At 69.2% G+C, this 11,728-nt stretch carries 13 protein-coding genes and 1 pseudogene; 6 read left to right on the forward strand and 8 right to left on the reverse strand.

Annotated elements, in window-relative coordinates:
- Positions 1 to 27: 27 nt before the first annotated feature.
- On the reverse strand, positions 28 to 747 hold the full coding sequence (locus KBX63_RS25520; RefSeq protein ID WP_210915445.1) for a sulfite exporter TauE/SafE family protein: 720 nt from the start codon (positions 745 to 747) through the stop codon (positions 28 to 30).
- A 410-nt stretch (positions 748 to 1,157) separates the two neighbouring features.
- Here KBX63_RS25520 and KBX63_RS25525 point away from each other — a divergent pair, with 410 nt between their 5' ends.
- Positions 1,158 to 1,529 (forward strand): hypothetical protein, encoded by a 372-nt coding sequence (locus KBX63_RS25525; RefSeq protein ID WP_210915446.1) that lies wholly within the window; start codon positions 1,158 to 1,160, stop codon positions 1,527 to 1,529.
- Between the two features lie 151 nt (positions 1,530 to 1,680).
- Here the strand turns inward: KBX63_RS25525 and KBX63_RS25530 are convergent, their stop codons facing one another.
- On the reverse strand, positions 1,681 to 1,962 hold the full coding sequence (locus KBX63_RS25530; RefSeq protein ID WP_210915448.1) for a transposase family protein: 282 nt from the start codon (positions 1,960 to 1,962) through the stop codon (positions 1,681 to 1,683).
- A gap of 167 nt (positions 1,963 to 2,129) precedes the next feature.
- Positions 2,130 to 2,657 carry a GNAT family N-acetyltransferase gene (locus KBX63_RS25535; RefSeq protein WP_210915449.1) on the reverse strand — a complete coding sequence of 176 codons (528 nt, stop codon included), beginning with the start codon at positions 2,655 to 2,657 and terminating at the stop codon, positions 2,130 to 2,132.
- Between the two features lie 614 nt (positions 2,658 to 3,271).
- Here KBX63_RS25535 and KBX63_RS25540 point away from each other — a divergent pair.
- Both KBX63_RS25540 and KBX63_RS25545 read left to right on the forward strand, forming a co-directional pair.
- Positions 3,272 to 3,985, forward strand: coding sequence for an alpha/beta fold hydrolase (locus tag KBX63_RS25540; protein ID WP_210915450.1), 714 nt, complete (start codon positions 3,272 to 3,274; stop codon positions 3,983 to 3,985).
- A gap of 268 nt (positions 3,986 to 4,253) precedes the next feature.
- Positions 4,254 to 4,898, forward strand: a pseudogene (locus KBX63_RS25545) (ABC transporter ATP-binding protein); the annotation flags it as partial.
- Here KBX63_RS25545 and KBX63_RS35490 read toward each other — a convergent pair.
- A complete protein-coding gene (locus tag KBX63_RS35490; protein ID WP_307871841.1) occupies positions 4,841 to 5,107 on the reverse strand; it encodes a dihydrodipicolinate synthase family protein in 267 nt (88 codons plus the stop codon). The pseudogene KBX63_RS25545 and the gene KBX63_RS35490 sit on opposite strands and share 58 nt — an antisense overlap.
- On the opposite strand from KBX63_RS35490, the gene KBX63_RS36525 reads away from it, so the two are divergent.
- Both KBX63_RS36525 and KBX63_RS25555 read left to right on the forward strand, forming a co-directional pair.
- Positions 5,033 to 5,188 (forward strand): hypothetical protein, encoded by a 156-nt coding sequence (locus tag KBX63_RS36525; RefSeq protein ID WP_210915453.1) that lies wholly within the window; start codon positions 5,033 to 5,035, stop codon positions 5,186 to 5,188. The genes KBX63_RS35490 and KBX63_RS36525 overlap by 75 nt on opposite strands.
- A 4-nt stretch (positions 5,189 to 5,192) precedes the next feature.
- Positions 5,193 to 6,098: a LysR family transcriptional regulator gene (locus tag KBX63_RS25555; RefSeq protein WP_210915454.1), complete on the forward strand. Its 906-nt coding sequence runs from the start codon at positions 5,193 to 5,195 to the stop codon at positions 6,096 to 6,098.
- Positions 6,099 to 6,883: 785 nt separating this feature from the next.
- Here KBX63_RS25555 and KBX63_RS25560 read toward each other — a convergent pair.
- From KBX63_RS25560 to KBX63_RS25570, 3 genes are all read right to left on the reverse strand, one after another.
- The gene (locus KBX63_RS25560; RefSeq protein ID WP_210915455.1) at positions 6,884 to 7,492 is read right to left on the reverse strand and encodes a hypothetical protein; all 609 of its coding nucleotides are present in this window, start codon (positions 7,490 to 7,492) and stop codon (positions 6,884 to 6,886) included.
- Between the two features lie 61 nt (positions 7,493 to 7,553).
- Entirely contained in the window at positions 7,554 to 7,979 is a 426-nt protein-coding gene (locus KBX63_RS25565; RefSeq protein WP_247663058.1) for a DUF6069 family protein, read from the reverse strand.
- 38 nt (positions 7,980 to 8,017) lie between these two features.
- Entirely contained in the window at positions 8,018 to 9,370 is a 1,353-nt protein-coding gene (locus KBX63_RS25570; RefSeq protein WP_210915459.1) for an FAD-binding oxidoreductase, read from the reverse strand.
- 47 nt (positions 9,371 to 9,417) lie between these two features.
- Between KBX63_RS25570 and KBX63_RS25575 the strand changes: the two genes are divergently transcribed.
- Positions 9,418 to 10,836 carry a PLP-dependent aminotransferase family protein gene (locus tag KBX63_RS25575; protein ID WP_210915460.1) on the forward strand — a complete coding sequence of 473 codons (1,419 nt, stop codon included), beginning with the start codon at positions 9,418 to 9,420 and terminating at the stop codon, positions 10,834 to 10,836.
- A gap of 100 nt (positions 10,837 to 10,936) precedes the next feature.
- On the opposite strand, the gene KBX63_RS25580 is transcribed toward KBX63_RS25575, so the two are convergent.
- A complete protein-coding gene (locus tag KBX63_RS25580) occupies positions 10,937 to 11,485 on the reverse strand; it encodes a nucleotidyltransferase family protein (RefSeq protein WP_247663059.1) in 549 nt (182 codons plus the stop codon).
- Positions 11,486 to 11,728 lie beyond the last annotated feature (243 nt).

Raw genomic sequence — 11,728 nt, forward strand, 5'->3', positions numbered from 1 at the left:
CGTCGAAGGGGTCCGTGGACGACCGGCTCAGTGGGCCATGCTCGCGAGCGCGGCACCGGCGCTGCCGAGCAGGCCGACCAGCACGATCCGTCGGAACACCACGGGGTCGATGCGGTGGAACAGTCGGTTTCCCAGCCACCAGCCCAGCGGCACCGCGGGGAGCGCCACGAGGGAGATCCGCACCACATCGGCGTGTATCTGACCGGCCAGCAGGAACCCCGTCAGCCCTATCAGACTGGTGCCCGAGAAGGTCGCCGCCAGGGTGGCCCGGAAGGTGCGCGGGTCGTAGCCGAGCGACTGGAACGCGGCGACCAGCGGCGGCCCGTTCGTCCCGGTGGCGGCGGTCAGCACCCCGACGAGGACGCCGATGGCCCCGAGACCGATCCGTCCGGTCCGGATCCGTGCCCTGGACCAGACCAGCGCGGCGCAGCCGAGCACCACGACCGCGATCAGTGCGCTCAGCAGCCGCTCCGGCGCGAGCGCGAGAACCAGCAGGCCGGCCGGCAGGCCGAGCAGGGCGGTGGCGGTGAGTGCCGCCGCGACCCGCCACCGGGCGTAAGCGTGTTCGCGGATGGCCGCGGTGACGGTCAGCCCGACGCCGGTCAGCGCCGACACCACCACGGCGGCGCGCGGGTCGACGGCGGCGGTCAGCAACGGCACGGTCACCAGCGCGTATCCGAAGCCGCTGACCGCCTGGGCGAAGGCGCCGAGCAGCACGATGCCGAACGCGCTGAGCAGGAGGACCATCCGCTGAGACTGACGCACCGGACGGTGGGCGGACAACCGGCCGGCCCGGAGATCCCCGACACACGACCAGCGGCCGGCAATGCGCATGAGTCTGCCGTTCAGGTCGGACGGCGGCATCGGCGGGTGCCTACTACGCGGGGGAACAGCCGCAGAACTCGATGAACCCGAACCCGTTGCGCGGTACGACGTCGCCTGCTTTCAGATGACGTCGAACCACTGAACACCCGCCGGTGCGCCGACGCGGTTACACCTGTGCGGGCTGAGTACCCACGCGAGCATCCAGGCGGTGCACCGGTGGGGAAACCCCCGCATTTGTGGCGGGGGAGCTGGTCGGGCGGTTGTGTTGGGGCCTGGAGTCGAGAATTCACGGGTTGGCGTCCATAGGAGCCGGCTCAGACCGGGGTGGATCAGTGAGCATCGAGATTGCTGTGGGGCGTGTGTCCCCCATCGTCCTTTACAAGGAGAGCGTCGATCTCCAGCCGACCGACGTGTACCGAACGGAGCTGCAGGTGTCGTACGGCCGCGCGGCGGACCACCAGGCGTCCGATTGCCATCGCACCGACGGCGACGGAACCCAGGGCCAGTGCGCCGACGGCCATGGCGCCGAGACTGACGACGCCGACCGCCGATGTACCCCCGGCAGCCGCGTCGGTGGCGGCGGCGCCAGCGCGCCGGTGCCAACGCGGGACCGGCGAACCGCAGCGCCCACATGTCGTCATGACCTCATCATGGGCCACGGCGAGCAGGTCAGTTGGTACTTCTCCGCCGCCGGCCGGGGGTAGCGCGCACGGTGACGCTGGTTGGATTCGGGGACCAGGTGGGGGACCAAACGGCACGAGCGATGCCGAACACAGGGCTCGCTGTCGAGCGTCCGTCAAGAGTGCAACGTGCGTGTGAGCTGGGTCAGCAGGTACCCCAACGTTCCGGGGGTCATCAAGGGGTCGTCGGTTCGAATCCGGCCGTCCCGACGAGGGTGAAGCCCTGACCAGCGGAAACAGGGTTGTCCCCGTGTAGTGCCCGTCCGCCGACAGGCAGGTTACGCGGTCGGGTCACCCGCCAGCCCTTCGACCTGCGCGCCAAGGTTCCGCACTCCGGACACCGCCGTGCCTGCTCATCGGCGGTGACCAGGTCCACGACCGGGCCGTCCGGCCCGTCGGCGACCCCGGTGACGGCCAGGCCTGCGAGGCCCAGCAGCCGGGTCGTATCGTTGAACATGCCCGTGGGTCTTCTGTTGTGACCAGCTTGCGTCGAGAACAAGCAGGATCACCCGGAGCCACGGGCAACCTCACGGCACTGTCCACACTGGACGTTCAAGCTGGCTGTGACGCCGACACTTGGTTGGCCGCTGAAAGGGCTCCCAGGGCTGGGTGGCCAACTCTCTTTCATGTCGCTCTGCGTCGAGCGGAGCCTCCCGGCCCACCCGCTACTGACCCGCGGACGCGTACGCCCGTGGGTAGGGGCAGTGGCAGAAACATGCGCACGTCGTCGAAACGAAGATCATCTACTGCGACGGCGTTCGGCAGGACACCCCACGTTCGGAAGCCGCAGGCCTCGTAGAGCGAGATCGCACCGTGATTGTTTCCGCGTACCCCCAGGGTGATCACCTCGATACCGGCGGTCGTGCAGGCGCCCACCAGGGCAGAGACAACCCTCTTGCCCAATCCGAGACCACGTGCGCCGGGATGAGCCAGCACCTTGGTCAGTTCGGCGACGTGACCGACGGGCCCGGGAGGGCCGGCAAGCCATACCCCGAGTGCCTCGACGCGTGCCTTGGCCCGGGCCACGACGAGGCCACCGCGTCCCGAACCTGCGGTCTGGAAGACGCCTTCCAGCCATGCGTCCGCCTTTCCGCGGGACGGCACCTCCAACCACCCGATTGCCCCGGTCTGCTCGACCACAGCCGCGATCACGCGGTGACACTCGCTTCGGAGCTGCTCGTCGGCACGAACGGGCCACTCAAGGGAGACTGCCAAGTCGTCATGAAGATCATTTGCCACAATGCCAGGTTCTTCACGATGCCAGCGAGTTGGCCAACCGCCGTGACTTGTGACCTGCTTTCACCGCCGCCTCGCCGACCGGATTCGAGGCAGTTTCACAGAACACCCGAACGAGTCACCTCATCGGCGGCCGTGGCCAACTACGTCTGTGAGTAACTGGCAGCCCCCGTTAACTTCGTTGAGCCGTCAAAGCTGTCGCCTTGCTTGGTTGGACCAGCGGCAGTCGCCGCCGCAGTGAAGCTCCACGCCACGGTTCTCTACCGTCTCCTCATCGGCCGGCCATCGGTCGCCACACCCGAGAGGCGGCGATCGTGGCGGGCGGCCGGTGCATCGGGTTTGTGTGCTCGGCATCGCCGAATGGCATGCGGGGCGTCAGGGTGTTGCCCGCATCGCCTTGGCCAATCCAAAGGCTGGCACGACGCCCGGGAGCCAGTGGAATCGGACGTTTCACCCTCGCGTAACGGGTATTCACGCGTGCCGGCGCGGCCGGCGGGTGAACAGCGTTAAAGAGTAAGGGAGAATGTGTCATGCCCGATCCGCAGCCCACCATCGTCCTCGTGCACGGCGCGTTCGCTGAGTCGGCGAGCTGGAACGGTGTGATCGAGCGGCTGGGCGCCGCGTACGACATGGTGGCCGCCGCCAACCCGCTGCGGGGCGTCGCAGGCGACGCCGCGTACGTGCGGGACGTGATACGCGGGATCGGCGGCCCGGTCATCCTCGTCGGCCATTCGTACGGCGGCATGGTGATCACGCAGGCCGCAGCGGACGAATCATCAGTGCGGGCCCTCGTGTACGTCAACGCCTTCTGCCCGGACACCGGCGAGTCGGCGCTGTCACTGTCCGGGAAGTTCCCCGGCAGTACGCTCGCCGACACGCTGGTGCAGTACCCGGTGTCGGGCGGTGGTAACGAGGTGGCGATCGGCCAGGACGCCTACCACGCGCAGTTCGCCGCGGACGTGCCGGCCGACCTTGCCGCGCTGATGGCCCGGACCCAGCGGCCGATCACCGAACGGGCCCTGGATGACGGGCTCTCCGGCGACCCCGCCTGGGGATTGCTGCCCAGCTGGTTCGTGTTCGGGGACGCCGACAGGAACATCCCGGTCGCCGCGCATCGGTTCATGGCCGAGCGGGCCGACCCGCGGGGCCAGCGCGAGGTCGTTGGCGCCTCGCACTCGATTGCGGTGTCCCAGCCGAGCGAGGTCGCTGAGACGATCATCGAGGCGGTCCGGGTGAGCGGCTGACGTTCCGGGCGAACACGCCAACGAAGCGGTGGCCGGGCCTGGCCACCGCCCGTGGGGGCTGTCACCGGCTCCGGGCGCGCCACTCCTCGGTGGTGATGCCGCCGATCCGGGCGCCGTCGCCGGCGGGCACCAGCGGCCCAGGACGTAGCGGCTGCAAACATCCCGGCGGCGGTGACGCTGGCGAGCGCGGTGTCCGTCGACCGGTGGACACCCGTCCTCGACCGGCCGGTCGTCCCGCGAGCGGGGTCGGCGGTCGGAGTATCGGGACATGACGGAATCCCCCGCGGTCCGGGTACACGGACTGCACAAGCGGTACGGCCGGCGCACCGCGCTCGCCGGGATCGACCTGGACATCGCGTACGGCGAGGTGGTCGCCCTGCTCGGTCCCAATGGCGCAGGCAAGACCAGCACCGTGGAGATCCTGAAGGGACACCGGAGCCGGGACGGCGGCGAGGTGACCGTGCTCGGGGTGGATCCGGCGCGGGTCGGCCGGTTCGGCCGGGCCGCTCGGGACTGGCTGTCCGGCATCGGCATTGTGCTCCAGGAGGCCACCGACCTCGGCGAGTTGACCGTGGGCGAGACGGTCCGGCACTTTGCCCGCTACTACCCGGCACCCCGGGACCCGGCCGAGGTGATCGGGATGGTCGGGCTGACCGACCAGATCCGGAGCCGGGTCCGGAGGCTCTCCGGCGGGCAACGACGCCGGCTCGATGTCGCCGTCGGTCTCATCGGCGACCCACGCCTGGTGTTTCTCGACGAGCCGACCACCGGCTTCGACCCGGCCGCCCGGCGGGCGTCCTGGGAGCTGATCCGGACACTGGTCAGAGCTGGCACCACGATCCTGCTGACCACGCACTACCTGGACGAGGCGGAGGCCCTCGCCAGGTCTTCCGTGTTGTGCGCGCCGACCAAGAGACCTGCCCGGTGCTCCCGACAGGCCGCGGCGACGGCGTCAACCACCGTCAGCTGCTCAGCGTTGCTGAGCGCGTGCGGCTCCGCGGTGGTACCCAGCGCGACCAGGCCGTCCGCGCCGGCTATCAACATGTCGTGAGCGAGCGCGGTCAGCGCGTCAATGGCGATGCCGCCCTGTTCGTCGAACGGTGTGATGAGCGGTACGTACAGGCCGGTCGGTGTCATGCCTTCAGCCTGCTACTTGAGATCGTGAAGATCCAGTTCCGATTGCTCAACGAACACGTAAGCTGAGCTGATGCTTGATGTGCGCCGTCTGCGGCTGCTCCGGGATCTGGCTCGGCTCGGCACCATCGCCGCTGTCGCCGAAGCGTACACCTACACGCCCTCGGCGGTCTCTCAGCAACTCGCCGTGCTGCAACGGGAGGCCGGTGTCGCGCTCCTGGAACGCGTCGGTCGTCGGGTCGCCCTCACTCCCACCGCGGAGGCGCTGGTTCGGCACACGGAGGTGGTCCTTGCCGCTCTGGAGGCGGCCGAGGCCACCCTTGCCGCCGCGCGGGGCGGACTATCCGGCACGGTACGCATCGGCGCGTATCCCAGCGCTGTGCGTACCCTGCTACTGCCTGCCTTGGTTGCGCTGGCCCGCGACCAACCCGCGCTCGACCTGATGGTCACCGAACTGGACCCGGTCGCCGTGCCGGCCGCGATGCGCGACCGCCGTCTCGACGTGGCGCTCGTACACGACTACGACATCGTGCCGGTCGAACCGGATCCGGCGCTGGACTCGACACCGCTGATGGACGAGACGGTGTTCATCGCCGTTCCCGCCGCCGGAACGGAGCACGATCCGGCGGGCGACCCGATGCAGTCGGTGCGCGACGCGGACTGGATCGTGGGTAGCCAAGGGACGCTGTGCCACTCGCTCGCCCTGCACGCCTGCGAGTTGGCCGGTTTCCACCCGACCGTGCGTCATCACGCCGATGACTTCGCCACCATGCTTGCCCTGGTCGCTTCCGGCCGGGGAGTCGGGTTGGTACCTCAACTCGCCGTGGGGCAACCGCCCATCGGGGTCCGCCTCGTACCGCTCACTATCAAGCGACGTACCCGGATCGCGTACCGGAAGGGCGCGGGCGACCATCCGGCGGTGGCCGCAAGCGTGGCGGCACTCCGGACCGCCGCCTCGAATATGCAGATCTGCCAATAGTGGTGTTCACCGGCGCCAGCACGCGGCGGCCCGATCCTCCTGAGCAGAACCGGCTTGGAGGCCGACAGCAAAATTGGCGGCGATCGGGTGGAAAACCGAAACCCGCTCCGGACGGCATGCGCCTCGCCGCGAGCCCACCCCGGAAGGCCCCCTGCCCCTACTGAGAGCAGTAACGCCTAGCCACTGATCAGCCATCGCACGGGCGAGCCTGATTGAACCCAGGATGTAGCCACGATGCGGCGCGAGATTGAGGTATGGCATCTGCCGCCGGTAACGCGCGCTCTCGGCAGCGAGCTGAGGCGATTGACTCCTACGCCGCCCCGGCTTCGCCCGCGACCGGCGTTTGTCACGGCGGGTTCTTGGTGCGGGCCCCCCGTCAGGTGCTGTCCGATGGTGCTTGCGGCGCCGTCAGATGTGACGCGGTTAGTAGGTGAGTCCATGACGGTTGGCCGCGCCGCAGCCGTCGAGCTTCGGCTCTCCTGGCCGGCCGAACGGGAGGTCACCGGCGCGGATTGGTGCGGCCCTGCCTCGCGAAGACGGCGGACATGCTCTCGGCGTCGCCGCCTCACCCATGCGCTGGCTCGGTCCATAATCATGCGCGTGGTCTTCGGGTAACGCACTCATCGGATGCTGAGGTGCTTGCCGGCGCGCTGCTGCGGCAGAACGCGACGCAGGAGATGGACGCCGGAGGCGAGCCCAGTCGGTGAGGTGAGCGGATCTGCTGACCGGGCGTCACGTGACGCGGCAGACGCGCGATCTTGCCGAAGAGCGGATGCCCATGGCCTCTACTGACAGCGTTCGAAAGTGGCTGCGATAACCTCCGCAGCTTCGCGAGTCTGTGTCGAGTGCGCCAAGAGCGCTTGAGCCGTCAGGACCAAGACCCGGTCCGAGTCGTACGGGATCGTCCAGTGCCCCTGCCACCACGGCTCTTCGTTGTGCTGATAGCCCAACTCGATCAATCTGGAGCCGTCGTCGGCCACGCGCCGATCCAGAACCGTCTGCCCAGCCGCCACAAGGGCGTGCGGATCTACCAGTCGTTCCTTCGCTACCGGGCCTTGAGGGAAGATGGTCGCCTCGCCCGGTCCGTGCAGGTAGAACGGTGTGCCGTCGCCTTGGTCCTGCGGTGACTCAACGGTGAACTGAGTGGGCCAGTGCAGACGGAAGGCAGACGTCTCGACGAACCAGCAGGGATGGCTCGGCCCAACTGCAACGTCCACGACGTCTCCACCGTCGGTGAGTTGATGGGGATTGATTACCACCTGTACGGGACCGGAGGGAGTCCAGCGAGTGACCCGAACGGCGTCCGAGCCGGCCTGGTGTCGCTCGAACATGTACGGCCAGTGCGGTGTCAGCGCTATTCCGTAGCCGGCCAGCCGGGCGAAGGCATGTCCCACGGTGTCGCAGCCTAGCTGATCATCGTACGAGCCTTGCCCGCCGAGCCGTGACGAACGATCGTCAGATAGCCAGCCGGCGGGCGATGACAGGGATCACGATTGCGGCGGCGACCAGGTGTGCGAGCACGAGCGTGCACTCGATGGCGAGATTGGCGTCGACCAGGAACGGTGGTACGAGCGACAGCGCGGTGAGTGCCACCGCGGTGCGGACCCAGGTGCGTGCCGGCTGGGACGCCCAACGGCGGATCGCCAGGGCGATAAGGATGCCCACAACGCCGAAGATGAAGGTGAGCTGCGTGAAGCCGACCAGCGGAATCGACGCGCCGCTTTCGGGTAGCTCGAAATCGACACCGGCGGCCATGGCGGTGCCCGCGACGGCCGTCACGGCGACGGCGGCGGCAGCCGCTGCGGCCAGGCCCGGCAGGAACAGTCGGCTGCGCTGCTGGCTGTGGGTGCTGAGCTGAAGGTTGGGGCCGGTGGAGGTCATGAGCATCCTTTCGATCTGTCGGCAGTCTCGGTGCCGGCTCAGGCGTGGCTGGGCCGGATGTTGTGGTTGAGGTGAAAGATGTTCTGCGGATCCCAGACGGTCTTGAGGGCGGTCAACCTGGCGAGCTTGACGGCCGGGTATGCACGGCGTAGCCCGCGTTGCCCTTCGTCGGCGGCGAGCGAGTTGACGTAGACGCCGTCGGCGTACGGGTCGAGCGCGGCTCCGGCAGTGCGCGCCGCCGCCATCCGGGGATCGTCCTCGGATGGCTCGGTCCAGCGGGAGCCAGCGCCGAACTCGAACGTGGTGCCGCGGAGGCTGAACGCCGCGTCGGCGTCCGCGACGTCGGCGATGGCGCCGCCGTGCGCCTGCAGGCCGACGCCCGGCAGGTAGGTGCCGGCGTGCAGGTCCGACGCGCCGCGCAGCAGGAACGCCTCGATCGCGGCGGTGGGGAACTGCCGCAGGTAGTGCGCACTGGAGTACCGGCGGTAGGCGTGGCCGCCGGTGGTGTCGTCACGCTGCTGGAGTTCGAGGTACGACGGCGTGGTGACCCGCTCGGCGACCGGGCGCCCGAGCGCGCGCATCGCCGGCAGCAACCGGCGACCCTGTGCCGGGTCGCCGACCCACACGAAGCCGACGGTGGCGATCGGGCCGATGGCCGTGCTGTGGACATCGGCGGTGAAGGTCGCCTGCCGCGGTGCGACGGCGTTCAGGTCCCGCCAGCCTTCGAGCACCGGCACGGCGTCCTCGGCGCGGAAGTCGAACTCAGCGACCAGGGTCTGCGTTCCGGTGTGATGCAGTTGGAAGTCGAAGTCGGTGACGATGCCGAAGTTGCCGCCCCCGCCGCGCAGGCCCCAGTAGAGGTCGGGGTTCTCGGTTCGGCTCGCGGTCACAACGTCCCCGTCGGCGGTGACCATTGTGTAGGAGACGACGTTGTCGCAGGCCAACCCGTGTTGGCGGGCGAGCCAGCCCATGCCACCGCCAAGGGTCAGGCCGCCGACCCCGGTGTGCGAGACGTTACCTGCGGTCGTGGCGAGGCCGTATGGCTGCGACGCCCGGTCGAGTGCGCCGAGCAGCGCGCCGCCCTGGACCCGGGCGTGCCGCCGGATCGGGTCGACCCGAACGCCGTTCAACGGTGTCAGGTCGATCATCAGGCCGTCCGCGGGGACGGCGAGGCCGGCCACGTTGTGCCCGCCGCAGCGCACCCCGATCTCCAGGTCGAGTTCGCGGGCCAGGCGCACCGCGGTCACCACGTCGGTGACGCTCGCGGCCCGCACGATCATCCGTGGGCGGCGGTCAATCATGGCGTTCCAGATGGTGCGGGCCGCGTCGTAACCCGGGTCGCCCGGGGTGAGGAGGCGGCCGTCGAAGCGAGCGCTGGTCACTGTGGTCATACGTCTGAGCCTGACGGAAATCGGTACACCCGGTAAGGTCCGATTGCATGGGCCGAATCAGGACCAATTCCAGCACGCCGCAGGACCTGCTCATCGATGTCGACCGGTCTGCGGCCGAACCGCTGCACCGGCAGATCGCCGCCTCGATCCGGGGCAGCATCCGGGCCGGCCGGTTGCGTCTCGGGGCGTCCCTGCCACCCACCCGCACCATCGCGGCCGATCTGGGAGTGTCGCGTGGCGTCGTGGTCGAGGCCTACCAGCAACTCGTCGCCGAGGGCTACCTCACCAGTCGGGCTGGCGGCTACACCCAGGTTGCGGTCGAGCCGGTTCCGCCGCCAGCGGATCGCCGCGCCGGGGACCGGTCGGCGGCCCGGATCGACTTCGGGTACGGCCGCACCGACGTGTCGTCGTTCCCCCGGGCCGCCTGGCTGCGTTCGGTGCGCACGGTCCTCACCACCACGCCGAACGAGCGCTTCGCCTACCTCGACGGGCGTGGTGTACCCGAACTGCACGCAGCCCTGACCGACTACCTCAACCGGGTCCGCGGCACGTTGGCCCGCCCGGAGAACGTCGTGATCTGCAGTGGCTACGGCCAGGGCGTCGCGCTGCTGATCCAGGTGCTCGCGGCGCGCGGCGCCCGCCGGCTGGCCGTCGAGGACCCATCCGCGGACGACGACGCCCGCCTCGTCGCGGCCGCCGCCGGCCTGGAGGTGATCGGCGTCCCCGTCGGGCCGGACGGCCTTCTCGTCGAGGAACTCGAACAGACCGACGCGGATGCCGTCGTGCTGACAGCCTCACACCAGTGGCCCACCGGCGGGGTCCTGTCGGCTACCGCTCGAGCCCGGGTGATCGGCTGGGCGCAGCGTCGCCGCGCCGTGGTGATCGAGGACGACTACGACGCGGAGTACCGTTACGACCGCTCGCCCGTCGGCGCCATGCAGGGGCTGGCGCCCGACACCGTCGTGTACTGCGGCACAGCGAGCAAGACCCTGGCGCCAGGGCTGCGCCTCGGCTGGCTGCTGGCGCCGTCACACCTGGTCGACGAAATCGCGGCGGCCAAGGTTCTGGCCGACCGCGGCTCTCCCGTCATCGACCAACTGACCTTCGCCGACTTCCTTACCCGCGGCGAATTCGACCGGCACCTGCGGCGAATGCGCCCGGTCTACCGCCGCCGCCGCGACGCGCTCCTGGCCGCGCTGCGCACACGGCTGCCCGACCTGGAGCCGGTCGGTGTCGCGGCGGGCCAACACGTCGTGACCTGGCTCCCGCACGACCTCGACGAGGCCGCGGTCGTGGCTGCCGCAGCCCGGCACGGACTGGTCGTGCAAGGCGTCTCCCGGTACCGACTGAGCCCCGCCGGACCCGGCGGGCTGATCTTCGGCTACGCCACCCTCACTGAACGCGCCATCACAAACGGAGTGGAAGCCCTTGCCGATGCGGTCGCAGAGGTCCGTGCGCACATCTGACGCGAGCCGCTCGCTACGGAGGTTGTGGAGTCGGATGTCCGCCCGTGCCGCGAAGAGGACGTCCCTGTCGGGGCTACCCTTCCTTCGCTTGGCGTGCGCGCTAGGTCTCCAGCCGCAGTCCGGCCCATCGGTGGAGCCATCCCTTGACCTCCACGCGGCGCTGTACCTTCGCGCGGCCCGCTGCGTTGTCAAAGGCTGGAGAGGGACGGACAACCATTCCCACAAGGTCAGCCAGACCGTGGCAGGACACCAAGCGAACAGAGTCGCCCCGCAGAGTCACCGCGACGCACGTCGCCGTCTCGGGCCAGCGCGATATCGCGTCCAGGGCGCACGTGTAGGGCTCATCGCCATTGCGCAGATGCATCCGTGCTTGATTACGAATCTCCCACGGCACCCCAGGCAGGGCCACTATGGCTCGGGTTTCGGCGCGTGCATCCTCGCGTGGGTCCAGCTTCTCCGGGTCGAAGTAGGCGACATCCACGTCGCGCTCCGGCGAGACCGGGAGGCCGCTGATCGCGTCCCAGACGCGGTTGCGTACGAAGCCGGCACCGATCCACCAGTCCGGTAATCCAAGGTCGGCCGTAACCCGAAGGACTCTCATTGCTCCTGGGTCTGACTCGATCACGCCCACAACGTCCTGCGCGCTCATGACCATCCCAGGGACCCTAAACCAGCAGACGTGACACCGCTTGCGAGGCGAGGGCTGAGGGTGGAGCGACGTCGTGACCCACCTGCTTCGGGGCAATCACCACCGCAGACATCCACCCGTCGCCGTCGACGCGGACGCCGCACGTGCTGCCCGACCCGGCGGGCGACCTGTCCGACCGTCACAGTGACCGTCGGGTGACAGGTTGAACAACCTACAGCCCACGGACCATCTTCGCGATGGTCG

The organism is Micromonospora sp. U21 (genome assembly GCF_018070045.1).
GTDB lineage: Bacteria > Actinomycetota > Actinomycetes > Mycobacteriales > Micromonosporaceae > Micromonospora.